Raw genomic sequence first — 24,135 nt, 5'->3', positions numbered from 1 at the left:
TCACGGCGGGGTTTCCCGGAGGACGTACCCGACGCCGCGGACGGTGTGGATCAGGCGCGGCTCACCGCCGGCCTCGGTTTTGCGGCGCAGGTAGCCGACGTACACCTCCAGCGCGTTGCCCGAGGTCGGGAAGTCGTAGCCCCACACCTCCTCGAGGATGCGGCCGCGGGTCAGCACGTGCTTCGGGTAGGACATGAACAGCTCGAGCAGCGCGAACTCGGTGCGGGTGAGGCTGATGTCGCGCTCGCCGCGGCGGACCTCTCGGGTGCCCGGGTCGAGGGTCAGGTCGGCGAAGGTGAGCTTCTCGGCGTCCGGCGGTGTCTGGGCCTCGCGGGAGGCGCGGCGCAGGAGCGCGCGGAGGCGGGCGAGGAGCTCCTCCAGCGCGAAGGGCTTCGGCAGGTAGTCGTCGGCGCCCGCGTCCAGGCCGGAGACGCGGTCGGAGACCGTGTCCCGGGCGGTGAGCACGAGGATCGGCAGGTCGTCGCCGGTGCTGCGCAGGCGGCGGGCCACCTCCAGCCCGTCGAGTCTGGGCATCATGACGTCGAGGATCATGGCGTCCGGCCGGTCGGCGATGACGCGCTCCAGCGCCTGGGCGCCGTCGCCGGCGAGCTCCACCTGGTAGCCGTTGAACTCCAGCGACCGGCGGAGCGACTCCCGGACGGCCCGATCGTCGTCGACAACGAGAATGCGCATGTAGACAGTGTTGCGGACGGTGCTGAGACCCGCCTAAGAAGTCACTGGTCCAGCAGCCCGCCGCGGTAGGCGAGCAGGGCGGCCTGCACGCGGTTCGCGGCGCCGATCTTGGACAGGACCGCGGAGACGTAGCCCTTGACGGTGGCCTCGGACAGGTGGAGCTTGCCGCCGATCTCGGCGTTGGACAGGCCCTGCCCGATGAGGCCGACCACTTCGCGCTCGCGGTCGGACAGTGAGGCGAGCAACTTGCGCGCGGGCTGCGCGGCGCGCTGCCCTTCGCGGTGGGCGCGCACCATCCGCGCGGCGACGCCCGGGTCGAGGACGGCGCCGCCGCGGGCGAGGTCACGGACCGCGCGCAGCAGGGCGGCGGGCTCGATGTCCTTGAGCAGGAAGCCGTTCGCGCCGAGCCGGAGAGCCAGGCTGACGTACTCGTCCATGTCGAAGGTGGTCAGCATCGCGGCGGCGGGCGGGCTGGGCAGCTCGAGGATCGCGCGGAGGGCGCGGATGCCGTCGTCGGGGGCGCGCATCTTGATGTCGAGAAGGACGACGTCCGGATGCAGGCGCCGGGCGGTTTCCACTGCCGAGCGGCCGTCGTTCGCCTCACCGACCACCTCGATGTCCGGCGCGCCCGCCATCATGCCGCGCAGGCTGGAGCGCACGAGATCCTCGTCGTCGGCGAACATGAGCTTGATCAACCTAAGCCCTCCGAACGGTCGGTGGAGCGGGGTTTCCGCGTCCCGGTCACGGAAGGTTACCCACTGGTAGCGCTGCCGTCGATACGCTGTTCACCCGGCGTGGTTGCACCTTTCGTCGGTTGATCGGTGGTCGCTTCGTCGGTGATCGGTGGTCGCTCCGTCGGTTGGCAGGTGGTCGCTCCGCCGGTGGTCGATGGTCGCTCGCGGGGGGCGAGGCCGAGGTCACGCTCATCAGCGGTGAACGGACCCGCTAGTCTGGGGCAGCCAGCCCTCGTAGCTCAGGGGATAGAGCACCGCTCTCCTAAAGCGGGTGTCGCAGGTTCGAATCCTGCCGGGGGCACAAAGCTCAGAGGCGGTTTTTGCTGATCAAACCGCTTGCACGTGGTGCGGCTTGTGGTGCGAACCACGTATCCTCGCACCATGACCACTGCTGGGGGCCGTGCTCAGAAGCGCTCGCGAGGCCAGGTGGAGAAGCTGCCGAGCGGCGCGTTGCGCGTGAAGGTCTACGCCGGTGTCGACCCGCTGAGCGGTAAGCGCCACTACCTCCGCGAGACCGTGCCGGCCGGACCGCAGGCTGAGAAGGAAGCCGAGAAGGTCCGCATCCGGCTGGTCAACGAGGTCAACGAGCGCCGTAACCCGCGCACGAGCGCGACGGTGAACCAGCTCATGGACCGGTACCTGGAGCTGCTGCACGTCGACACCACGACGAGGCAGCGGTACGAGAGCGTCATCCGGACGCACATCCGGCCGCTGCTGGGCAAGCAGCCCCTATCGCGCCTCGACGGCGAGACCTTCGATTCCTTCTACAAGATCCTCCGAACGTGCCGAACCCACTGCGGCGGCCGGAGATTCATCGAGCACCGGGTAGCAGGCGAGCACGAGTGCACCGACAAGTGCCGAGTGCACAAGTGCAAGCCGCTCTCCGATGGCACGATCCGGAAGATCCACTGGTGCCTGAGCGGCGCGCTCAAGGACGCGATGCGCTGGAAGTGGATCACGGTCAACCCGCTCGACCAGGCCGACACACCTGCGGGTGCCACGCCGGACCCACAGCCGCCTACGCCGGACGAGGCGGCCGCGATCGTCAACGAGGCGTTCAAGGACCTCCGCTGGGGGATGTTCGTCTGGCTCGCGATGACCACCGGCGCGCGCCGCGGTGAGCTGTGCGCGCTCCGCTGGGACCGCCTCGACCTCGACAACGCGGTGATCTGGATCCGAAGCAGCATCGCGCAGGACGGCGCGAAGACGTGGGAGAAGGACACCAAGACCCACCAGCAACGCCGTATCGCCCTGAACGCGGAGACAGTCGGCCTGCTCCGCGCCTATCGTCAGCACTGCGAGGCAGAGGCCCAGATCGTCGGTACGACCATCCAGAAGACCGGCCGCGTCTTCTCCCCTTCGGTCGATCATTCGACCTGGTTGAAGCCGTCGTCTGTCTCCCAGCGCTACCGGCGCATGTGCGACAAGCTCGGCTGGGACATGCACCTGCACCAGCTACGCCACTACTCGGCTACCGAGCTGATCGCATCCGGTGTCGACGTCCGCACGGTCGCCGGCCGCCTCGGGCACGGTGGTGGAGGCGCTACCACCCTGCGCGTGTACTCAGCATGGGTGGCCGAGGCGGACCAGAAGGCGGCTGGCAAGTTCGCCGCCCGAATGCCGGAAGCACCGATCGCTCTCGATGTCGAGGGCAACGTTCATTCGACGCTCGAACCTGACACCGCGAACCCTTACCAGAAGATCGCTGCCGACCTCCGCGGAGCGATCACAGCCGGGGTCCTCAAGACTGGTGATCGGTTGCCACCCGTGACCGAACTCGCCAGCCGATACCACGTCAGCGTAGGCACAGCGCACAGGGCGATCACGGTGCTGAAGGATGCAGGCTTGGTCATTGCCAGCCGCGGTAAGCGCGCCGTCGTTGCCGGATCGACAAGCCAAGTAGCAGCAGGCAACGTCCTCGAATTCAAGCCCAAGAGAACGAGTTGACCCAACGGCGCATATCGTCGCCCATTGCCTGGGGAGGGTACTGGTGCATTGCGGCCAAAAGACCAGACGCGGCACCTCATGTAGAACCCACCATGGAGCGGCTGGCAAGCTCATTGGCCACCTCAGGAACAGCCTGGCCGTTGCATCGTCCACCTAAGCGTCGCTGATCGGACAACTGTAACTCTATGGAAGCCGAAAGACGTCCGCCACAAGATTGCCTCCGACGAAAAGCTGGATCCAGCTTGTTGGTCTTGGTCAATACCAGCCGGGTTATGCGAACTGCTCGCCGCCGGTACAAGAACGCCGAACCAGTTAGAAATGGAACTGCGAGAGTGGCAAGATGAGAGGTGCGCAATATGCGGCCACGTCGGGGGCCTAGTCCTCGATCACGATCATGACACTGGGTTAGTACGAGGTTGGCTCTGCCACACCTGCAACACCGGCGAGGATGACCGGCCACTATGGATCAAGTACCGGAAGAAGACCCCGGCCCACATCCTGGGTTTGAAGATTCACTACTACGACCCGAGACTGGGCCGGCGGAGTCAAGATCTCGGTGAATTCCGGCGCAAAATCTCAGGCTTTTGCTCATCCGCTTGTGTTCGCTGCGGCGCCACAAAGGGCGACAGGTGTAAGTGCCCGCCGTTCTACCGCTTGAATCCACGCAAAATCTCGACCACAATAGGTGCATTTGTCGCAACAACAGTAGGTCTCGGAGTCAACGATATCGCCTACACGCTGCGAACATACGTCAGACCAGAAACACCCGAGGAAGAGTTCGTCTCAGACTTGATCCTCTTGCCTCGTGCAGACTACGTTGCAAAAAAGTGGTTCAGCAGCTACTCAGAAGCAGTCGCCGCCGTCGCCAAAAAGCCCAATTATGACACCACACATCGGTTCCTCAAGCCAGCCTCGAATGGCCGAGAGATCCGCATACCAATTCAACTCGCAGGACGGATCATCGTCGCACTCGGCCAGGCAGGATCAATAGCGATGCTAAACGGCGACATCCCCGTTCAAACATCGTGTCTCAACTTAACATCAGCCTTCGGTCTCGACCTCGCCGAAGCTGAACAAAACAACTTCATCCAAATCGAAGACGAACGATTGCAAACTGCCGCAAACATTTTAATCTGGATAGCTGACCGCATGACCAATCACGGATGGGATTGCATCTACCCCGAGCACAACAAGTTGTTAATCAAGGCGTTCACATCCGACTGCAAGCTGATTGAGCGATTCATCCAAGATACGTGATTCGACTACCCAGCCGAGGAAGGCCACCGGACCGTGAGCACCGTTGATTCCTCCAGCGCCTCCCACGAATGATCAACCCCAGGACCCCACATCGCGTAGTCGCCTTGCTCGCGGAAGACGGCTTCCCCTTGCGTCGACTCAACTCGGAAGCGGCCGCTGATGAGCATCACCAACGTCGTCCGCTGGTCGTCTGCGGTCCACTCCGGCCGCTTATCACCCTTGGGGTGCGTCGCCCACTTGACCTCGACATCCTTGGTCGACCGCACACCCTTCGACGGGTCGATGAAGTGACCAACGATCCAGCCCCGCGTGTCCGCGCCGTCTTCGACGGCGTTGCCGGTGTGCCAGCCTTCGGTCACATCAACTCCCATTCCACGGGCGGTAGCTTCACGCGGTGTCCACCGAGCTCGGCGAGGCGTCGGAAGCCTTGCAGCACGGCGAACAGCCCTTCGTTGCTCCAAGCTACATCGGCCAGCAACTCGGCCAGGAGATCGGTGTCGAGCGTCGAGTAGCGGCGCAGGTTCGACGTTTCCCAGTTGGCCTCGATCTGGCCGCCGAAGCGGAGCCAAAACTCCTCGTCCTCGATGACGATCAAGCTGGGATACTCGTAGTTGCCGCTCACCAGGTTCAGGCCGAAGCCGGTGCATTCCATGCGCAGACGATCGCCGAGCGGGCGTTCCAGGAGCCACCGCATTGGCTCGGACTGCCGGCTGGGGTGCATGGGATCGGCCACGCGCTGGTCTCCGAGGGTGTTGTCGACGTCGTTCCGGCCGAACAGCTCCTCTTCCATCTCACGCAGCAGAGTGCCGCCGAGCCGCGTGTCTGCGCGGAGGTCGGCAGCTGGCTGGTGGAAGCCCTTGGGGATCACGGCGAGCTGGCGGTTCGCGTTGACCACGTTGCCGGATCGCTGCTGGATCAGGATCAGGTAGTCCGCGTCGCCGTGCAGACCGGCCGGACGCGCGATGGCGCAGAGGGCCAGCACACCGCCCGCGCATAGCCGGCCCTCAAGCCGGGTTACCGCGTCCAGGTTGGGTAGGTAGTGCTCCCGCAGTGGAAGACGGCCAGAACCAGCACCGGTCGCGAGCGCATCCAGCAACTCGCCTTCGAGGAGGTCCATCGTCAGTGCGTAGTGCACGAACGGCGCGACCCCGACCGTCCCGGCAATACCACCCTCCCCGGCACTCGCAGTCCTCAGCCGGTAGAGCGGCATGTTCACGAGCTTGGTCCCGAGTTCCAGGGTCTCGGCGAGCCTCTGGATGGCGGCGTTGAGCGCCTGTTCGTTCAGGCTCGCGGCTGCGCCGGACGGCGCTTGATCGAGCTTCAGGCCGTCGGCACTGGTCAGCAGAGGAGCGCCGAGGTCAAGCCAGTCCTCGCGAGTCAGGATCGTTGTCACGGCGGTCTGGTCGTTACCGAACTTCGCGCTGTACCTGCCGTACCCGTTCTCGGCGGTCCCGTAGTAGTCGTGCAGCGCGCGCGTGACATCCGCCTGGCTCACACCTCCGCGGCGCGCACCCCGGTCGCGCAGACCCCGCACGTCGACGTTGGCCAGCGCGGCGGCGACCTTGCGCCGACTGGTACCCGCCTCCCAGCCTGCGTGACCGTCCAGCCACTCCAGCGCCCGTGCAATGTGTGGATCGCCAGCTAGCCGCAGCTCGGCAGCCTCCCTGGCGTCGTCATCCGCTTCCGCATCTGCCGGGGGCACGGCCGGGCTCTGACCGAGAAGTTCTGCGAAGCGCGCACGGACGGTTGCCGATGCTCGTTCGTACGCCGTGTCGAGGAGCTGTTGCATCTCCGACTTCGGCGTCAGGTCAGGCTTTTGGTGCCATGACGCGACAGTGCGGACCCCGATCCCGAGATGTTCGGCGAACAGCTCATTGCTGAGCCGCAATGCCTTCTGGAGCGCGCACGCCGTACGGCCGGTCCACGGGTCCGTCCGCATGTCTTACCGGTCCTCCGACGAACGCGACGCGTTCAGCAGCCGGATGACCGTGGCTAGCTGCTCGGTGATGCCGTCCAACCGGTGTTCCAAGGCATCGAGCCGACCGGAGAGATCTTGCTCCGTCAATTCTTTTCGCGCGGGTGGACGCTCGCCGTGCAATACAGCTTCCAAATGCCGAGGATGCCAGCCAAGGGCCACCGAAAGGGATTCCAGCGTGCGAGGACTCCGCTTCCGGTTCACGGTGTTCCGCTGAATCTCACGAACGATGGCTGAAGATACGTGTGACCGAGCCGCTAATTCCTGCTGTTGCCACCCGAGTTCTTTCATCCGCTCGTTGATGGCCTTCGCTACTGCGGCCCAATCCTCCGACACGTGCTCCTCCGCGCTCCAGCTGCAGCGCCGACGTTAGCGGATCTCCAAGGGTTTCAGCGGCACATCGCACCAGTCAGGCAAGGCACGCTCGCATCATCGCTGACTTCATTGATATTTCGATGAAATCATCGCCAGCAGCGTTGGGAGTTCGTTCCGACCGAGTCGTCGGACGGGCTCCAACCCGCCTCAAATCCGACGAAAAAACAGGAACCTGCATCACTCCTGCATTGGTTCTGCATTTGTATTGCACTGGTCATGCATGGTTGGCCACCGTGATTTTTCCTTGAATCGAAGTCATGGAAAACACCAACACGGAACGCCCTCAGAATGCAGTTCCAGAAACCACTCATAACCGCGATTCGCGACCGGCCTTTTACACGGTTCGGGAGGCAGCCAGGCTCCTCCGCGTCGGCCCGTCGACGCTCTACCGGATCATCCGGGACGGCGATTTCCCCGCGGTCCGGCTTCGCTCTCGGTACGTCATCCCGGCAGTCGCGCTTGATCGACTGATCGCGGAGGTGGACGCGACGGGTGGCGTCGTCGATCCCAGCCGCATCGCCGCGGAACGCCGGACGGCTCGCGAGGTTGCCCGGCTCACCGGGGGTGAGTCGTGGTGAACCCGGACGACTTCGAGGATTTCGCGGACTACCTCACGGCACTCGCAGTCGAGCTTGACCGCTACGCCGACGTCCCGAACGACGTGCTCGAGGACATCGTGCGCCGCGACGGCTCGTGCATGTGGCTCAACTCGACCGGCGACGCGCCGGACTGGACGGGCGACGACCTGACCGATCGCGAACTGGCCGCGGTGATCTGCGCCGGATGCACGGCGAAGTTGGCCTGTCTGGAGCTGGAGTTGCGCACCGCCGGCCCGTTCACGCTCGGGGTCTGGGGAGCGCTGTCGGAGGACGACCGCCGGGCTCTGTATGCGATCTGGCGCGCACGTCGCACTGCCCGGAACGGAGGTGAGCAGCGATGAACCTCACGCCAACACAAGTCCTCGTGGCTCTGGGCATTCTGGCCGGCTGGTTCCTCCTGTGGCGGATCCGTTCGTGGAAGAGGCGGCGCACACTCGAAGCGTCGCGAGCGAGCAGCCGCTTGCTGTCGCTCTTCGGCCGGGTGTTGTTCACGGCCGCGCTGATCGTGGGCGTGCAGTGGGTCGTCATCGTTGCCGCACCGGGCAACCACGGGCTCTTGTTGGCCGTGCTCGGAGTCCCGGCGCTGTTCGCGGCCCACGGGCTGACGAAGGCATTGACCGTCGTCACCGTGGACGTTCGGGGTGGTCGTCGATGAATCGCGAACTGAACAGGGTGGCCGCCTCCGGGCGGCCACCCGCCGGCCACGACATCGAACGCGTCCGTGTTCAGGTGGACCGGTTGTGCTGGACCGGGATCACCCTCGGGTTGGCGTTCACGATGACCAACGTCCAGCACTTCGCCGCCGCGGGCGCGCCTGCCTGGTCGCTGACATGGCTGGCCGCCTGGCTGCTCGATCCCACGGTCTCCCTTGTGCTGATCGCGATCCTGCGTGCCGAGCAGGTCACGGCCCGGCATGGGGTCCGTATGGGCTCGTGGGTGCGGCGTGCGAAGTGGTTCACGCTCGCCGCCACGTATGTCATGAACACCTGGTCATCGTTCGCGGCAGGTTCGTGGTCCGGAATCGTGCTGCACTCTGTGCCGCCGCTGCTGGTGTTCACCGCGGCCGAGGCCGTGACCGACCTACGCGAGAAGCTGATCGAAGCCGCCACGGTGGCTTCCGAGTACAAGCCTCGCGCTGTTGACGAGAGCCGCCCGCCTCAGCGGCGCGCGGGTCGGAAGCTGTTCGCGGATTACCTGTCCGATGCACGCGAGGCGTGGTCACCCGGGGTCGACGTGACGCCCGCGTGGGTGCGGCAAGCCACGGGGTGCTCGCGTGGGTTGTCGCCTCGTGTGGCTGCCGCGCTCAGGGCCGAGGTTGAACGACAGGAGGCCCTGTCATGAACGATCGCCATGAACGGGGCGCGCTCGAACCGAAGGTGTTCGAGGCGGAGATCGTCACCGATGACGAGCCCGGCTCCGGGCCACGATCGGCGCTCGCCAAGTGGTGGGACGCGCCGGGGACTGCTCACCTTCGAGCGGCGGCCGCGTACCGGTTCCGGAAGCTGCCTCGGGACTTCCTGCGTCTGGCGTGGTTCGTCCTGCGCGGTCATGGACGCTGGATGGCGAAGGCGTGGACGTGGGCAACGTACGGCGACCTACGAGCCGATGCCCGCGCCGCACGGGTTGCCGGCGACTCGGAAGCACGGCGGCAAGCTCAGGAGCTGATCCGCGCGGACTCGAAGGCGCGGTGGGGCCGCCTCGCGATCGTCCTGCACCGTTGCGCCGTGTTGGCGGCCGTCGTCGCGCCGGTTGGCCTGGTGTTGTGGTGCGTCGACTCGTGGATGGCGCGCGAGGACATGTGGCCCTGGCTCGCACAACTGCTGAACCTGATCGGTACCGGCTGGGAGGTGGTGCAAACCGTCGCGTCGGCGCTGCTCCTCGTCGCTCCGGTTGGCTGGGTCGTCGCGGCCGCTTGGGAGGGCCGCGACAAGGAGCCGGGCGCAAGCTGGCTCACCAGGCCCGACCGCGACGACGCGGATTCGTGGCTCGATGAACGGATGGTGTCGAAGGCTCTCGGGCATCTGGGCATCGCTCCGCTGAACGCTTTCTTCAAGAACGGAGGTGAACTGCTCTACAGCATTCCTGCCCGGCGTGACGGCAACGGCACGTTCGTGCAGGTGCGGCTTCCGCTTGGAACGACGGCCGACATGGTGGCAGACCGGCGGGACAAGCTCGCCGCGAACCTCGGGCGGGCGAAGCTGGAAACATGGCCGACCGAAGGTGACGAGGCCGGCGTGCTCGACCTGTGGGTGGCCGACAAGGGTGCACTCGCTGGCGGAGCCGGGGAATGGCCGCTCCAACATGACGGGCAGCTCGACGTGTTCGACGGCGTGCCGTTCGGCCTCACCCAACGCGGCGTGGTCGTCAACGCGCCGCTGCTCGAGGCGAACTGGCTGATCGGCGGGCGGCCGGGACAAGGCAAGTCTGCGGCCCTCCGAACGCTGCTGCTGGGCGCTGCACTCGATCCGACGGCGGAGCTGTGGATCTTCGTCATGGGCGAGTCACCGGACTTCGACCCGTTCGAGCCGCGCGCATCCCGCTATCGCATGGGGATAGACGACGCAGTGGCCGAAGCCGCTGTGGCCGCGCTCGAAGATCTGTCGACGGAGATGGAGCGGCGCGGCAAGGTGCTTGGCGAGCAACCCGGCCGACCGCCCAAGGTGTCACGGAAGCTTGCGGACAAGGCCGGTTTGGGCTTGCACCCGCTGGTGTGCGCGATAGACGAGTGCCACGAACTGTTCCAGCACCCCAAGTTCGGCAAGCGCGCGGCCGAGCTGGCGGTCCGAGTGATCAAGCGCGGACGGAAGTACGGGATCGTGCTCCTGTTGGCGACGCAATCGCCGACGAAGGACTCGATTCCCAGGGAGGTCACGCGGAATGTCTCGTGTGGCGTGGCGTTCTCGGTGGCCGACCAGATCGCCAATGACGGTCTGCTCGGCGCGGGCAAGTACCGGGCGGGCATCCGCGCGACCGATCTCCGGATGAAGACCGACCGCGGAACCTGCGTCGCTGTTGGGGTGACCGATGCGGCCTTCGAGCTGATCCGCACGTTCTACGTGCCCTTGGAGGACGAGGTCGACATGGTGACACCGGTAATCCACCGCGCCTTGGCGGTCGTGCGCGAGCACGGCCGCGAGATCACGGCTCGCCCAGTGATCGAGGCCGTGCCAGTCGATCACCTGGCGGATGTGGCGACGGTGATGCGCGGTGAGCGACGAGTGCCGACGAGGGTTGTGCTCGCTCGCCTCGCCGAGCACAACCCGGCCGAGTACGAAGGCTGGACGTTCTCGGACCTCAAGGCGACGCTCGCCCAGTACGGCTTCGGGCCACGCAAGTCGGGTGGTGTGCAGGTGATCCGTGCTGAGGACGTGACGGACGCGCTGAACCGCCGGGATGATGCCGAGTAGGTGTGGGGACATGAGAGCGGGGTGGGGAGTTCTCCCTACCCCGCTCCCTTACGCTCTTCCCCGACCTGACCAGGGCGGATGCCCCGCAGGGAAGCTGATCGGCGGTCGCTCGTGGGCTGCGCGATCACGGCGTTTCGGGCTGATCGCCGAGGTCCCGCCGATTCCCTCCCTCTGGCACGGCGTCGGCGACGAACGTGCCCTTCGCGGGCACCGTCACGACGAGTCCCCTGGCCCGGAGAAGCTGGGTGGCGTGCCGGGCAGTGCCGAGCGAGACGTCGTACTGCTGTGCAAGCCTGCGTTCTGCGGGTAATGGCGTACCCGGCCTGAGCCTGCCGGTCTCGATGAGCTGAGCGAGGTGGTCGGCCAACTGCTCGTAGAGGTAGCCCGTCGGCTTGGGCCGAAAGGGCAGCTCGCCGGCGACCTCGTTGCGCTCCACGGGCTGGGGCAACGGGACGAGTCGCAAGCAGTCCTCGCAGGGCATCCCGGTCACGCGGTCGAGCAAGTCCAGATCATCCGCGTTGAACTCCGCGCCGCAGAAAGCTCTCAGCACCCCCGGCCTGTCGCTTTGCCCGGAGCGCCCCACCACGTGCACCAGGCGCTCGCGCTCACCAACCGAACCCCTGACCGGCCGCACGAGAAGAATCGGATCTGCCACCTGCCCATCACCTCGTCCCGCCGACTCCCACCGCGTCATCACGCGTCCGACTCAAACCGAGGAGGAAGGCACGAGACAGAGCAGAAAGGTCGGAGTCTCGGTGCGGGAATGTTGCACTCCTGCGCTTCACCTGCGGAAACGCTCGGATCGTTGCTATTCTGGCCGGACTGGCATGGGGAGGGGTCGTGATGAGACGGGCAGAGCTGGCAACGGCGCGCAAGGCAGCCGGGTACACCCAGGAAAGCCTGGCCGCCGCTCTCAACGTCGACCGCTCGACCGTCATCCGCTGGGAGGCCGGCGACTACTCCCCACTCCCGTACCTGCGACCGAAGCTAGCGCGCCTCCTCCGGCAGACACCAGAGCAACTGCGCGCACTGATCGACGGCGACGCCGGGTCGACTCCCGACACACTCAGCCCAGACGTAGAGGCAGCCTGCACCTGGCTCGACGAACGACTCAACTGGGAGCCAGGAACGAGCGCCCGGCGCGTGACGGCCCGCCTGCCCAAGACACGCCGCGAGCTAACCACCCGCCAGGCCCGACGCGCCCGTGTGAGCCGATCCGATGTGGTGGCCGCGCTCCGCGCCTACTACGGCACCGATCCGGACTACAGCCTCTACACAGCACACTTCGGCGGCCAGGCTCTCGAAACCAGCATCCTCACGCGACCAGACTGGCTCGACCTCAACATCCCACTCGACGAGACCACCGACGGACTAACCCTCGCTCCGACCGCCTCTAAGCCGACCGCTGAGCCCGTCCCCGAAGCTGCCCTGGAACGACTCGCCGAGGTAGAAGCCGTTGGTGTCCGCCTCACCAACGAGCAGACCTACCGCCTGCTCGATGTGGACATCCGAGACGGGCTGATCCGCGGCACGGTCGACGTGACTCCCTTCCTTGAGTACGCCCTGACACTGGACCTGCTCGAAAGCGAACTCCTCGACGCACTCGCGGCCGGCAAGCCGATCAAGCCAGGCTCACTGCCGCTCCGAGACAGGTACCTCCCGTCGCTCGCGTCGGTAGTCAACCCTGCGTCACGGCTCTGCGCCGGTGGTGTCCTCGCCCTGTGCGCCATCGCCCGACCAGCAGGCCAGCACGGGCAAGCTGATTGCCTCTTGCTAGTCCAGGAGCGTTCACAGCTCGTCGTCAACGCCGCGCGACAGCTGACCGTGATCCCCAAGGGTTTCCACCAGCCCATGACGGACCTCCACGCTGACGCGTCACTCCGCAGCACGCTGCTCCGCGAACTCGAAGAGGAACTGTTCGGCCGCGCAGACCTCGACAACACCGTCAGCGCCCCGCGGGCCGCCCTCCCGATGCACCTCGGTCGTCTATCAGAACCGATGAAATCCCTCCTGTCGCGCAACGGTTTCCGACTGAGGTGCACCGGTTTCGGATTCAATCTGGTGAGCGGGAACTACGAATTCTCCTGCCTGGCCGGCATCGACGATGATGATTTTTGGTCAAAGTTCGGCGGACACATCGAAGCGAACTGGGAAGCGAGGGGACTTCGCAGTTTCCCAAGTCGATACACTGAATCCTTGATCCGACTGGCGCTAGCCTCAATGTGGAACAACGAAGGCCTGTTCACGTTCTCGCGTGGACTGAGCCGTCTAAACTCGTAGCTGTAGTCCCTCACACTGCGAGCCGAGCAAGACGTTCCCGACCCCATTCGCCTCTATCCTTGAACTGCGGGTCGATGACAGGACCCATCTGAAGAGACGTCGCCGAGACCAGGCCAGTCAACTTGAACAGTTGAATAAATTTACGCCCGCGCGATCATCAGGCTCGTTGGCTATCACGCCGGCGACTCTGTCTGCAGTTCCCCCTCTACGCTCCCATCCACGTGTTGTTGCCCTACCGTACGGCTGTGACCTGCAGTAGTGAAGCTGTTGACGCGGCCGGTGATGGGAGCCTGCACGCCTTATAAGGAACCAACAAAACGTATGAGAAGATTGGGCCATGGAGAATGCGTCGAAGCAATACGAAGGTGAATGGTGGCATCCAGCCCGACCGGATCGCAAGTTGGGTGGCATTCTTGAACTCGGCGACAGTTTCGAACTCCGCTTGTGGGGTTCACTAGACGAGCGAACAGTTCCATCCGTCATGAACGGAGCGTTCGATGCGAACATCCTCAACGGCGTAAGCCTCAGCAAGGCGCTAACCATCATTGGTGGCAGGTTCAGGGGAAGTCAGTATTCATCCACCGGTAGCTCAATTATTCAAGTTCGTGCACCGTTGGTTTTTGCGGGCTCCTACCTACTCGAAAGCGCGGATGAGGCAACATTTACCAAAGTTGACGCGAGCCCAGGCAACCTCCTTCAATGGATCGCGCGAAGCGGACTAAGTCGAGAGTGGCCGAACCGCGGACACGCTAAGCTTGAGTATACGGCGTTGGAGCCTTCGATAGCCTCAACACAAGGGGCAACTCTTGAACTGCATCACGGATTTGTAGCGAACGGAGACGACCATTGGGCGGAGTGGCAGGAAGCAGGCAGCCTGCTGTTCGAACTGTCAGAACCGCACACAGTACCCGACATTGAGTATAAATTCTTGCGTCCCTTCCGCTACTTCTTAGACCTCGCTACCGGCAGCGCACCCCATCCCGGTCCACTGCAAGTAGCGAACCCAGACCACCTAGAAGAGCCGACAACACAGTGGCTGGATGTCCATGCATACGGACGCGACAAAAGAGTGCCTCGAAAGAAACCGCCAATGGTGCACGAGATGCTTTTTTCCTTGCCTGAGATTGAGTTTGCCGAGGTCGTTCCCCGATGGTATGCCCTAGTCGACAAGCTTGGCATAACCTGCGACCTGCTCTTTTCTCTCAGTGCTCCTCAAAATGTTTTCGCTGGCAACAAGTTGTTCAACGTAGCTTCAGCGGCAGAAGGTATTCATCAGCGTCTTTACCCTGAAGCGGACCGCCAAACGCCCGAACATCGACAACGGGTAAAGGAAATCTTGGACACCACGCCCGAAGATCATCGAGACTGGCTCAAGGCTAAGTTAGCGTTCTCGCATGCTCCAACATTTGCCGACCGCTTACAGCAATTAATTGACCACGCAGGATCATGCATAGATCCGTTTATCGGCGACCGCGACAAGTGGGTCCGCCTCGTCAAGGACGTCCGGAATCAAATCGCGCATGCACGACGTGAGCGTCATATCGTCGAGACGGAGGTCGTTAAGCAAGTGAGGCTGACGGCAACTATCGACGTATTGTTGCGCGTTATCTTGCTCCGCGAACTGGGGTTCACCGATGATCAATGCGTCAATATGGTGCAGCGAAATCCTCAGTGGTCATACCTGCAAAGTGTTCTCCCAACCGCTTTGCCTGAGATATTTTGATCGAGTCACTTCTGCCGCCGGTCATGTTTTGAGAAACAACGGAACATGCCAGAGAACAAGTTGCAGAGAAGACGTTTTTCTTCCATAATTTCGTTCATGAGTGCACTTGGAGAGTGGTTACTCGGATTGGCGGAGTCCGTCAACAACGGAGAGCCCGTTCACTTCGTAACACGGCGCCTTCTTGCGCCCGGATTAACACCGTTAGACATGGAAGGATTCGTCAGGGTTCAGGGAGTGGGACCAATCTATCGACCGGGTAGCACCCCTGAGTCGATGTCAGTCCTCCAGTGGTGCGCGGGCGGCGAAGGCGGCGATGATCTGAAAGACGCCGAGTTGGGTGCAAGTATAGGCGCCGTTCTGACCCTCCTGACCGATCGTCGTATCGAAATCTTGGAAGAACTACCGGCATCAATGGAAGGAGAGCCCGAACACGTTACCTTCATTAGCTATACGAGCGTGTTTGATCGACGTCTGGTCGCACCAGTTGAAGTTGTGGATTTTGACGCCACTCTACGCAAGTTCTTGGGAAAACTTATTTCGATACCGGAAGAACGACGGACAGCCGTTGCGGCTGCTCTTGACCTCCATTACGGCTCGGCCTTATTGTTTGAGAAGGACCTGTCCGCCGCATATACGCTTGCCATAGCTGGAATCGAGGCACTTTCGCGAGCCTTTGGCGCTCCCCCGAGCGACTGGTCCGATTGGGACCAGTCGGCGACCTGGGACAAATTCTCCCGGCGCCACAAGCTTCCGCCTGAGCTGTACGACGCCCTCAAGGCCAAGTTGATGAAGAATCAGCATCTGCGCCTCAAGGAGACGTTTGCGCAATATGGTTCCTACCGGCTTCCAGATGACTTCTGGGACGATGAGTGGAACGAGTGGATATACAACGTTCGGATGCCAGACGGCGTGTACGACGGAGGAGACTGGTCGAGCCGAAAGCGCGTGCGGGACTATTTGACTGCCGACCGAGAAGTGCTGCGCGCCGCGTTGCGACGTAGCTATGACGCACGTTCAGGCTTCGTGCACACCGGAAACCGAACCGTGAACACGTCAAGCGAACTGTACAGCAAGATACACGCCTCTACCGACGACCGCCCCCTGTCCTATGCCTGTATTCGGTCGATTCTCTCCAAAATCCTCCGCGAGGAGATCGACAAGCATGCTGATACTGCCGATTTGCCCGATGTCACCCTTACCCATGGTAGCCCGGAAGAAACTTAGAAACCGTAAAACAGTTAGGCGGGGTGTAAGCGGCTCAGCGGTGGTGTCCGCGGCCAGCACGTGGATAGGCCATGCGCCTCTACTGGCAGCGAACCGGGCTGGACGACGGCACCATGCGCGCCGGGGATCTGCGGGGGCGGACTGCGAGGACCGTCCTGGCGCGGCAACTGGTGAGTCGCACGACCGAACGTTGTCCTGCCCGTAGACAGCCGAGAACCCCGCTCGATGTGCGGTGGGACGGAGTTGCGACCTAGCTAGATCCGGTCTGAATGACAAGATTAAATCCTCCGAATCCCCGCCGCGGGACGCTCATCAACAGCACCACCGAACCCACCTGAGGGAGCGGATGATCACTCGCAGCTCGCGATCGGACGGTACGTGATCGTCGTCGAGGCTAGCCAGTCGTCCCGAATCACTGAACCGCTTGTCCTTCCGGCGCGCCAGGACCGTGACAAGCAAGCGTCGTGCGATCTCGTCATCACCTCTATCAGGTGCGATCTCGGCCGTCTCGAATACCGCACGTCCCACTATCCGCCTCACCCGTCGACGTACCAACCACCTTCTCAACCACGGAAGATCTTCACTGGCGAGAACGATCTCGGACGCGAACCTGTAGCGGCCAATCCCGTTGGACGCACGTGAACCAGCCCCGCCCTTCGGGTCTTGCCTGCGCTCCAGGACCTGTCGAAACAGCTCGGTGGCTGCCGCCCTGATTCGCGCCTTCCCGACTGTGGCGCGCTTGGCTCGCTCCTCGCGGCCGACCCTCCATGACGCAGTCGCAAGCGCTACAGCCCCGCTCATGACGGCAGATCCAATGACAGATGCCAGGTCGAATGCCATGACACCCACTCTTCACGACGCAAGCAGGAGGCCGGCACCGCCCGCTGAACTCCTCCGGCCGTGGTGCGTATCATGGTGCGAAACCCAGACACGTACGGCGCTAACGACCCGTGGTGCGGCGATGGAAGAACCAAAACCCCAGGTAGACACGAGCTAACCAGCAGAACAACACCCTCCTAAAGCGGGTGTCGCAGGTTCGAATCCTGCCGGGGGCACTTATCTGATCCCCAGGGCAGTCCTGTTCGCGTGGACGACTCCGTCGACGTGCGTCAAACCGGGAATCCCAGCCCGCCGGGTGTCTCGCTCCACTAGGATTCGTGATCTTGAACCGAAGGGGGCGCCGTGGCGGGGTTTCTGGGGCTGGCGGTGGACGGTGACGATCCGGTGGGCGATCTCGAGGTCCTCCGCGAGTGGTTGCGAGACGAACCCGAGCTGCGCAAGCACGTCAAGCGGGTCACCGCACCGCCACCGCCGGGTCACATGGGCGAGGTGACCGAACTGGTCATCGCCCTGGCCGGGGCGGGCGGATTCGTCACGGTGCTCGCCGAGAGCCTCAAGTCCTGGCTCAACCGGCCGCGCAAGCACGCGGTCACGTTGAAGATCACCAAGCCGGACGGGCAGTCGATCGAGGTCTCGTCCCAGCACGCGAAGGACCTCGACGACCTCCTGCCGAAGCTGCTGAACCAGGACTGACCGATGCGGCTGCCAGATCCGCACCGATCCCGGGCGGTGTTCATCGGCGTCGGCGGCTACCGCCACCTGCCCCAGCTGCGCGGCGTGCACGCGGGCGCGGCGGAGCTGCGAAACGTGCTCACAGACGAACGGTACGGTTCACTCGCACCGCGGCACTCGTTGCTCGTGCCGGAAAACGCCGGGCGCGAGGAGATCGGGCGGACGCTCGCCACCGCCGCCGGGGAAGCGGACGACCTCCTCCTGGTCTACTTCGCCGGGCACGGTATCTACCTGAACGAGCTGTACCTGACCTTCGCCGACACCCGCTCCGAGGAAGTTCGGTTCACCGGCATGGAGTACCGCGTCGTCGCCGATCTCGTCCGCGACAGCGACGCCAGCTCGAAGATCGTGATCCTCGACTGCTGCTACTCCGGCCGGGCGCTCGCGCAGCGGATGTCCGCCGCGACCGACCTGGCCGCCGAGGTGGACATCGAGGGCGCGGCGATCCTGACCTCGGCTCCCCCCAACCGGTCCTCGAACGTGCTGGACGGCGAACGCTACCCCGCCTACACGCTCCGGTTGCTCGACGCGCTCCGGAACGGCATCCCCGGCGCCCCCGAACTGCTCAACATCACGGCCCTGCACCGGCACGTCCGCCGGGCGGCCAAGGCGCAGGGGCTTCCGGAGCCGCAAGCACTCTCACACCTGTCGCTCGACGAGCTCGGGCTGGTCCGCAACCGTGCGGTGCAGCCGCGACAGCCGACCGCGGCGGAACCGAAGCCGGCCGCGGCGGAACCATTCCCGAAGGCTCCGGCGCCGGGCACGCGAACACCCACCCAGCCACCCGCCCCGGCGCCCCCGAAAGCCGGGCCGGCGGCGCTCGAGGAAATCGCCCGATCGGCCAAGAGCGCGCAGCCCGCGGAGCGGGCCCAGGCGTACCAACAACTCCTCGGTGAAATCGCCGCCGGGCGTGTCCACCCTGGCCAGATCCACCCCGGCCCGGCTCGCCCCCAGCCACAGCCGTCCCAGGCGGAGGCCCCGCACAAGGGACTGCGCGCGGCCCTGACGTTCGGCCTCCACCTCGCCTACGGTCCGCTGATGGCGTTCTTCGTCGTCGCCGTCGTGCACGATCTCGTGGCGGGCGACACCACCAGGAGCCCACTCGGCACGACGGGCTACGTCGTGGCCGGGGTGGTACTGATGGCCGTCGCAGCGGTGTTCGTCGGGCTGACCGAGTTCGCCGTACTCCCGCGGAACAAGACCTTCAGCAGCGCGGGAGTCGGCAGCTTCCTCGCCGGCGTGGGGTCGGTTCTGGCCGTGGACCTGAACTTCTGGCCGCTGGCGATCAGCGCGATCGCCGTGGGCGGGTGCATCGGGATCATCCGAGCCCTGCGGAGATCGGTGTCGACCACCTAACGCACCACCTCGTACGCCAGGTGTGTCACCCCGTTGCCCTCCACCACCGTCGGGTTGCTCAACCGCACGGGGGTCTTCGACAGGTTTTCGAACCAGCGGACCCCCTCCCCAAGCAGCACCGGCACCTGGTCCACGTTGATGGCGTCCACCAGGCCCGCGTCCAGGGCCTGCTGCGCGATCTTCGCGCTCGCGATCACCACGTCCTTGTCCCCCGCCAGCTCGGACGCCACCTGCACCGCTTCTTCGACACTGGACACGAACGTGAAGCCCTCCGGGACCTCGGCGGGCGTCGAGTGCGAGACGACCACCACCGGGACCCCCATGGGGTGCTTGCCTCCCCAGCCGTGGGTGATGTCGTACAGGTGGCGGCCCGCGATGAGGGCTCCGACCCGCGCCATGGCCGCCTTCATGTAGTCCGCGCTCGCCGGCGACATGCGGAACGTCGCCCACTCCACGGCGGTCGGGACCTCCACCTCGCCGTTGCCCATCCACCCGAACAGCAGGTCGATGCCGTCGCCGGGGTCGGCGATGAAACCGTCGAGGGACATGGACATGTTGGCGATGACCTTGCTCATTTCGTTCTCCTCCACCTCGTGAACCGGACACCCATGACCCTGCCGCTCCAACGAGCCGGAAATATCGGCCACCTGGCCACCATCCGGAGTGGCACACTGATCCGCGATGTCAGCCACCCCGCCGCCGCAGCTCACCCCCTTCGTCGGGCGCTCCGAGGAGCTGCGCGCGCTCGCCGCGGAGCTCGCCGCCAACCGACTGGTCACCGTGGCCGGGCCGGGCGGGTGCGGCAAGACCCGCCTGGCCCTCCAGGTGGCCGGCGCGCACGACGACGTGCGCTGGGCCGACCTCACCGCCACCAACGACGCCGCGGTCGTACCCGAACTCCTCGCGGCGGCAACCGGCACCCTGCTCACCCCGGACCACGCCTCCCTGGCCCGCCAGATCGGCGACCGCCGGATGCTGCTCTGCCTCGACAACTGCGAGCACGTCCTCGCCGCCGCCGCGGACGCCGCCCTCGAACTGATCACCACCTGCCCCAACGTGACCGTCCTCGCCACCAGCCGCGAACCGCTGGGGGTGCCCGGCGAGCGCGTCTGGCGGGTGCCCTCGCTCAACGCCGCGGACGCCGCCGCGCTCTTCACGGCCCGGTCGGGCGTCCCGGACACCGGCGCGACCACCACCCTGTGCGCCCGGCTGGACGGGATCCCCCTGGCGATCGAGCTGGCCGCGGCCTGGTCCGGCACCCTCACCGTCACCGAGATCCTCGACGGCCTCGACGACCGGTTCGCCCTGCTGGTCCGCGGACCACGCGGCGTGGCGGCGCGGCACCAGACCCTCGCGGCCTCCATGGCGTGGAGCCACGACCTGCTCGACGAACCCGACCGCGTCCTCTTCCGCCGCCTCGGCGTTTTCTCCGGCGGCTTCACGCTCGACGCGGCCGCCGGCGTGTGCGGGCCGCGGATGGAAGTCCTCACCGGCCTCGGCAGGCTCGTCGACAAGTCGCTCGTCATTGCCGACACCGCCGGACCCACCACGCGGTACCGGATGCTGGAGACGATCCGCCAGTACGCCCTCGCCAAGCTGGCCGCCGCCGGCGAGGCGGACGACATCCGCGACCGGCACCTGGACACGTTCGGCGCGATCGTCGAGGAAGCCGCGCCGCTGCTCGACACCGACAAGGACGCGTGGCGCGCGGCAGTGGGCCCCGACCAGGAGAACCTGCGCGCCGCCATCGAACACGGCCTCGCCGCGGACGACCCGGACCGCGCGCGGCGGCTGGCCGCCGGGCTGGCGTGGCTGTGGCACCTCAACGGCCGCGGCCACGAGGGCATCGCGTTGCTGCGCCGGGCCATCGACCGCGGTCCGGACGACACCGAGCTGCAGGCCCGGCTGCTGACCGGGCTCGCCCTCGTCGCAGACACCACCGGCTTGGACAACGACGCGGCCCGAACCGCGCTGGAGATCGTCCCCGACGACGGTCTCGCCACGCTCCTCAGCGCGCTCGGCGAACTGCCCAGGGACTTCGACACCGCGGCGAAGCTCGCCGAACGCGCCCGCGCCGACGAGAACGGGTTCGTGCGCGACGGCGCGACCGCGTTGCTGGGCATCATCGCCCACCTCCGCGACGACCACGCGACCGCCGTGCCGCTGCTGGAGACCGCGGTGTCCGGGCTGGCCGGCCGGCTGGACCGCGGGGTCGCGTCGACCGCGTTGTCGTTCCACGCCTCGAGCGCGCTCTACACGGGGAACGTGGCACGGGCCAGGGAACTCGCCGCCGAGGCCGTGCGCATGGCGCGGCCGCTGGAGGACTACCACCGCATCGGGTCCGCGACGAGCGTCTTCGCGCTGGTCGAAGGCACCGCCGGGAACCTCGGCGCGGCGCGGGCCGCGCTCGATCCGATGGTCCGGCTGGTCTACGGCGCCAAGTCACCGCCGTTCGTGCCGGGCCTGGCCAGGGCGAACGGCTGCCTGCACCTGTGGTCCGGCGAACCGGCCGAGGCGGCCGAGTGGTTCCGGCGTGACGGCACCCCGCCCGCGCTCGTCGGGCTCGCCGAGGCGCTGCGGCTCAGCGGGAACCCGGAAGAGGCGGCGGAAGTGTGCGAGCGCGCCCTCACCGCCGCCCGGCAGGCCGGGATGCCGAAGGTGATCGCTGACGCGCTGGAGCAGTCCGCGTTCCTGTCCGATTCCGAGGACCTGCACCACGAAGCGCTCGCCATCCGCTTGGGGCACGGGTTGTGGCTCAGCTGCGTCAGCAGCCTCGAAGCGCTTGCCGACGAGCCACTGCGGCAGGCGTGTGAACGCGCGAAGCGGGACATGGGCCTGCCGCACGGGCCGGTGGCCGGGGACGCGATGGCGCTGCGCGACGCCATCGACTACGCGCGCCGCGCGCGCGGGAAGCGCGGGCGACCGTCGAGCGGCTGGGCCAGCCTGACCCCCACCGAGGAGAGCGTGGTGCGCCTGGCCGTGCAGGGGCTGAACAACCCGCAGATCGCGGCCCGCTTGTTCATGAGCCGCAGCACGGTCAAGACGCACCTGTCGCACATCTACGCCAAGCTCGGCGTCACGAACCGCACCGAGCTGGCGGCCAGGGCGGCTGCCGGTTAGTGCCACGCCTCCAGGTGCTCCCGGATCGCCGGCGTGACGCTGGATCCGTCGTAGTACTTCTCGTAGAACGCGGGGTCCACGTGGTGCACCACGGCGCCGAAGTTGCACTGCATCGGGTTGAAGTAGACCGGCTGCCGGTCACGCACGGCTGGTCGTACGCGTACGTCGACGACGTGGCCTACCAGCAGGTGGTCGCGCCGATGTCGCAGGACGAGAAGTCGAGCCTGTGGGCGGTGTCGGTGGAGACCGGGCTGGCGATCGCGCAGGCGATGCTGGCCGGGGTGGACGCGGGGCTCGGCGTCGGGCTGCACTCGTTCAACCCGGCCACCGCGAAGGAGGTCCTCAAGGTGCCCGACCACTGGGGGCCGATGTGGGTGCTGTTCGCCGGCTACCCGGCCGAGGACCCGTCCGGCGGCGGGCAGCGGCCGCGCCGCCCGCTCGGCGACAACTTCTTCCGCGCCCAGTACGGCACGCCGTGGACGGAGATGCCGGAGGTGACGGCCCGCCCGGAACGGGAGGGCATGATCCAGGCGCCGATGGACCGCGACCGCCGGTGGCGTGACGTGCGCGCGCTCGCCGAGCGGTTCGGGCTGCCGTGGTGACCGGCGCGGTCGCTCGCTGGCGGGCGACCGCGGGACGGGTGGACGAGGACCTGCTGGCCGACTGCGTCCCGATCCAGGGCGCGGTGTGGCTCAGGGGTTGACGGCCAGGAAGATGAAGCTCGCGAGCAGGGCGAGGTGGACGCCGCCCTGCAGGGGTGTGGCGCGGCCGGGCACGACGGTCAGCACGCCGGTCACCACGGTGAGCGCGAGCAGCACCAGGTGGGTGCTGCCGAGGCCGAGCACGAGCGTGCCGGGCAGCCAGATCGAGGCCAGCGCGATCGCCGGGATGGTGAGGCCGATGCTCGCCATCGCCGAGCCGAGCGCCAGGTTGAGGCTGGTCTGGATGCGGTCGCGCAGGGCGGCCCGCACCGCGGCGAGGGTCTCCGGGAGCAGGACCAGCAGGGCGATCACCACGCCGACCACCGCGTGCGGGAGGCCGGCGTTGTCCACCCCGGCCTCGATCGCCGGGGACACCACCTTCGCGTCGCCGACCACGGCGACCAGCGCGACCAGCAGGAAGGCCAGGCTGAACCAGGCGGCGCCGGAGCTGGGCGGCTCGGCGTGTTCGTCGGCGCCCTGCTTGACGGGCAGGAAGTAGTCGCGGTGCCGGTAGGTCTGCATCGCGACGAACAGGCCGTACAGGACGAGGGACGCCACGCCCGCGAACGCCAGCTGGGCCGGGGAGAACTCCGGGCCGGGGCGGCTGGTGGTGAAGGTCGGCAGGACCAGGCTCAGCGTGGCCAGCGTCGCGACGGTCGCGAGCGCCGCGCCCGCGCCCTCCGCGTTGAACACGGCGACCCGGTGCCGCAGCGCGCCGACCAACAGGGACACGCCGAGGATGCCGTTGCAGGTGATCATCACGGCGGCGAACACGGTGTCGCGTGCCAGGGTGGCGCTCTTCGCCCCACCGTCAGCCATCAGAGTGACAATCAGGGCGACTTCGATCACCGTGACGGCGACGGCCAGCACGAGCGACCCGAACGGTTCCCCGATCCGGTGAGCCACCACCTCCGCGTGGTGGACCGCGGCGAGCACGGCCGCCGCCAGGCACAGCGCGACCACGATGACGAGCGGCAACGGGAGTTCGCGACCCCAGCTCAGCACCAGCGCGGCGATGGCGACCAGTGGGGCGATGACGGTCCAGTCGGTCAGCCGAGATCGGATGCGCGCGCCCACGGGCCCACCCTGCCACAGCGATCAGCAAGGGGCCGGGCTTGCGCGCGACGCCGGTGTGTGGTGCCCTTTCACCCCTGGGTGGGTTGTTCTCGCGC

23 protein-coding genes and 1 tRNA gene are annotated in these 24,135 nt (G+C 66.1%); 15 read left to right on the top strand and 9 right to left on the bottom strand.

The annotated features are described in order from the left end of the window. Both AMYTH_RS0133905 and AMYTH_RS0133900 read right to left on the bottom strand, forming a co-directional pair. Nucleotides 1-693: a response regulator transcription factor gene (locus AMYTH_RS0133905; RefSeq protein ID WP_020421613.1), complete on the bottom strand. Its 693-nt coding sequence runs from the start codon at nucleotides 691-693 to the stop codon at nucleotides 1-3. 41 nt (nucleotides 694-734) lie between these two features. Continuing rightward, nucleotides 735-1,388 carry a response regulator gene (locus AMYTH_RS0133900; protein WP_017984995.1) on the bottom strand — a complete coding sequence of 218 codons (654 nt, stop codon included), beginning with the start codon at nucleotides 1,386-1,388 and terminating at the stop codon, nucleotides 735-737. Between the two features lie 267 nt (nucleotides 1,389-1,655). Between AMYTH_RS0133900 and AMYTH_RS0133895 the strand changes: the two genes are divergently transcribed. The 3 genes from AMYTH_RS0133895 to AMYTH_RS48230 all read left to right on the top strand — a co-directional run bounded on the left by AMYTH_RS0133895 (nucleotide 1,656) and on the right by AMYTH_RS48230 (nucleotide 4,631). Next, nucleotides 1,656-1,728 (top strand) — tRNA-Arg (locus AMYTH_RS0133895). 80 nt (nucleotides 1,729-1,808) lie between these two features. Beyond that, a complete protein-coding gene (locus tag AMYTH_RS46260) occupies nucleotides 1,809-3,374 on the top strand; it encodes a tyrosine-type recombinase/integrase (RefSeq protein WP_051362900.1) in 1,566 nt (521 codons plus the stop codon). Nucleotides 3,375-3,518: 144 nt separating this feature from the next. After that, the gene (locus tag AMYTH_RS48230) at nucleotides 3,519-4,631 is read left to right on the top strand and encodes an endonuclease domain-containing protein (protein ID WP_323807259.1); all 1,113 of its coding nucleotides are present in this window, start codon (nucleotides 3,519-3,521) and stop codon (nucleotides 4,629-4,631) included. 5 nt (nucleotides 4,632-4,636) lie between these two features. Here AMYTH_RS48230 and AMYTH_RS0133880 read toward each other — a convergent pair whose 3' ends face one another. The 3 genes from AMYTH_RS0133880 to AMYTH_RS48225 are packed head-to-tail and all read right to left on the bottom strand — an operon-like array spanning nucleotide 4,637 to nucleotide 6,942. After that, the gene (locus AMYTH_RS0133880) at nucleotides 4,637-4,990 is read right to left on the bottom strand and encodes a hypothetical protein (protein WP_027933953.1); all 354 of its coding nucleotides are present in this window, start codon (nucleotides 4,988-4,990) and stop codon (nucleotides 4,637-4,639) included. After that, nucleotides 4,987-6,570: a hypothetical protein gene (locus AMYTH_RS0133875; protein ID WP_027933952.1), complete on the bottom strand. Its 1,584-nt coding sequence runs from the start codon at nucleotides 6,568-6,570 to the stop codon at nucleotides 4,987-4,989. Before AMYTH_RS0133875 ends, AMYTH_RS0133880 begins: the two co-directional genes overlap by 4 nt. Before the next feature lie 3 nt (nucleotides 6,571-6,573). After that, the gene (locus AMYTH_RS48225; RefSeq protein WP_084022729.1) at nucleotides 6,574-6,942 is read right to left on the bottom strand and encodes a helix-turn-helix domain-containing protein; all 369 of its coding nucleotides are present in this window, start codon (nucleotides 6,940-6,942) and stop codon (nucleotides 6,574-6,576) included. A gap of 296 nt (nucleotides 6,943-7,238) precedes the next feature. On the opposite strand from AMYTH_RS48225, the gene AMYTH_RS48220 reads away from it, so the two are divergent. The 5 genes from AMYTH_RS48220 to AMYTH_RS46245 are packed head-to-tail and all read left to right on the top strand — an operon-like array spanning nucleotide 7,239 to nucleotide 10,987. Further along, nucleotides 7,239-7,559 carry a helix-turn-helix domain-containing protein gene (locus AMYTH_RS48220; RefSeq protein ID WP_084022728.1) on the top strand — a complete coding sequence of 107 codons (321 nt, stop codon included), beginning with the start codon at nucleotides 7,239-7,241 and terminating at the stop codon, nucleotides 7,557-7,559. Continuing rightward, nucleotides 7,556-7,921 (top strand): WhiB family transcriptional regulator, encoded by a 366-nt coding sequence (locus AMYTH_RS0133865; RefSeq protein ID WP_037324227.1) that lies wholly within the window; start codon nucleotides 7,556-7,558, stop codon nucleotides 7,919-7,921. Before AMYTH_RS48220 ends, AMYTH_RS0133865 begins: the two co-directional genes overlap by 4 nt. Then, nucleotides 7,918-8,235 (top strand): hypothetical protein, encoded by a 318-nt coding sequence (locus tag AMYTH_RS0133860; RefSeq protein WP_027933950.1) that lies wholly within the window; start codon nucleotides 7,918-7,920, stop codon nucleotides 8,233-8,235. The genes AMYTH_RS0133865 and AMYTH_RS0133860 overlap by 4 nt, the downstream gene beginning before the upstream one ends. Beyond that, nucleotides 8,232-8,921: a hypothetical protein gene (locus AMYTH_RS46250; RefSeq protein ID WP_037322902.1), complete on the top strand. Its 690-nt coding sequence runs from the start codon at nucleotides 8,232-8,234 to the stop codon at nucleotides 8,919-8,921. The genes AMYTH_RS0133860 and AMYTH_RS46250 overlap by 4 nt, the downstream gene beginning before the upstream one ends. Further along, nucleotides 8,918-10,987 (top strand): FtsK/SpoIIIE domain-containing protein, encoded by a 2,070-nt coding sequence (locus tag AMYTH_RS46245; RefSeq protein WP_084022727.1) that lies wholly within the window; start codon nucleotides 8,918-8,920, stop codon nucleotides 10,985-10,987. The genes AMYTH_RS46250 and AMYTH_RS46245 overlap by 4 nt, the downstream gene beginning before the upstream one ends. A gap of 124 nt (nucleotides 10,988-11,111) precedes the next feature. Here the strand turns inward: AMYTH_RS46245 and AMYTH_RS46240 are convergent, their stop codons facing one another. Continuing rightward, nucleotides 11,112-11,642: a GntR family transcriptional regulator gene (locus AMYTH_RS46240; protein ID WP_228685060.1), complete on the bottom strand. Its 531-nt coding sequence runs from the start codon at nucleotides 11,640-11,642 to the stop codon at nucleotides 11,112-11,114. Between the two features lie 188 nt (nucleotides 11,643-11,830). Between AMYTH_RS46240 and AMYTH_RS46235 the strand changes: the two genes are divergently transcribed. The 5 genes from AMYTH_RS46235 (at nucleotide 11,831) to AMYTH_RS47290 (ending at nucleotide 19,142) form a co-directional block, all read left to right on the top strand. Next, entirely contained in the window at nucleotides 11,831-13,267 is a 1,437-nt protein-coding gene (locus AMYTH_RS46235) for a helix-turn-helix transcriptional regulator (protein WP_084022872.1), read from the top strand. Between the two features lie 337 nt (nucleotides 13,268-13,604). After that, nucleotides 13,605-14,990 carry a HEPN domain-containing protein gene (locus AMYTH_RS49230; protein ID WP_157360707.1) on the top strand — a complete coding sequence of 462 codons (1,386 nt, stop codon included), beginning with the start codon at nucleotides 13,605-13,607 and terminating at the stop codon, nucleotides 14,988-14,990. 273 nt (nucleotides 14,991-15,263) lie between these two features. Then, on the top strand, nucleotides 15,264-16,214 hold the full coding sequence (locus AMYTH_RS49225) for a hypothetical protein (RefSeq protein WP_157360706.1): 951 nt from the start codon (nucleotides 15,264-15,266) through the stop codon (nucleotides 16,212-16,214). A gap of 1,182 nt (nucleotides 16,215-17,396) precedes the next feature. Next, nucleotides 17,397-17,747: an effector-associated constant component EACC1 gene (locus AMYTH_RS46230; protein ID WP_051362899.1), complete on the top strand. Its 351-nt coding sequence runs from the start codon at nucleotides 17,397-17,399 to the stop codon at nucleotides 17,745-17,747. 3 nt (nucleotides 17,748-17,750) lie between these two features. Next, the gene (locus AMYTH_RS47290; protein WP_051362898.1) at nucleotides 17,751-19,142 is read left to right on the top strand and encodes a caspase family protein; all 1,392 of its coding nucleotides are present in this window, start codon (nucleotides 17,751-17,753) and stop codon (nucleotides 19,140-19,142) included. Here the strand turns inward: AMYTH_RS47290 and AMYTH_RS0133820 are convergent. Continuing rightward, nucleotides 19,139-19,717: a dihydrofolate reductase family protein gene (locus AMYTH_RS0133820; RefSeq protein WP_027933948.1), complete on the bottom strand. Its 579-nt coding sequence runs from the start codon at nucleotides 19,715-19,717 to the stop codon at nucleotides 19,139-19,141. The genes AMYTH_RS47290 and AMYTH_RS0133820 overlap by 4 nt on opposite strands. A gap of 106 nt (nucleotides 19,718-19,823) precedes the next feature. Here AMYTH_RS0133820 and AMYTH_RS50010 point away from each other — a divergent pair, with 106 nt between their 5' ends. Next, nucleotides 19,824-22,262, top strand: a complete 2,439-nt coding sequence (locus AMYTH_RS50010) for a helix-turn-helix transcriptional regulator (protein ID WP_051362897.1) — start codon at nucleotides 19,824-19,826, stop codon at nucleotides 22,260-22,262. Here the strand turns inward: AMYTH_RS50010 and AMYTH_RS49215 are convergent. Beyond that, nucleotides 22,259-22,408 carry a hypothetical protein gene (locus tag AMYTH_RS49215; protein ID WP_157360705.1) on the bottom strand — a complete coding sequence of 50 codons (150 nt, stop codon included), beginning with the start codon at nucleotides 22,406-22,408 and terminating at the stop codon, nucleotides 22,259-22,261. The genes AMYTH_RS50010 and AMYTH_RS49215 overlap by 4 nt on opposite strands. Before the next feature lie 27 nt (nucleotides 22,409-22,435). Between AMYTH_RS49215 and AMYTH_RS0133805 the strand changes: the two genes are divergently transcribed. After that, nucleotides 22,436-22,864 (top strand): nitroreductase family protein, encoded by a 429-nt coding sequence (locus AMYTH_RS0133805; protein WP_027933947.1) that lies wholly within the window; start codon nucleotides 22,436-22,438, stop codon nucleotides 22,862-22,864. Nucleotides 22,865-22,954: 90 nt separating this feature from the next. Here the strand turns inward: AMYTH_RS0133805 and AMYTH_RS0133795 are convergent, their stop codons facing one another. Further along, a complete protein-coding gene (locus tag AMYTH_RS0133795; protein WP_027933946.1) occupies nucleotides 22,955-24,040 on the bottom strand; it encodes a calcium:cation antiporter in 1,086 nt (361 codons plus the stop codon). Between the last annotated feature and the right edge of the window lie 95 nt (nucleotides 24,041-24,135).

This window comes from Amycolatopsis thermoflava N1165 (assembly GCF_000473265.1).
GTDB lineage: Bacteria > Actinomycetota > Actinomycetes > Mycobacteriales > Pseudonocardiaceae > Amycolatopsis_E > Amycolatopsis_E thermoflava.
Note: the sequence above shows the minus strand (reverse complement) of the source record. Positions and strands in the feature narration are given on the sequence as shown.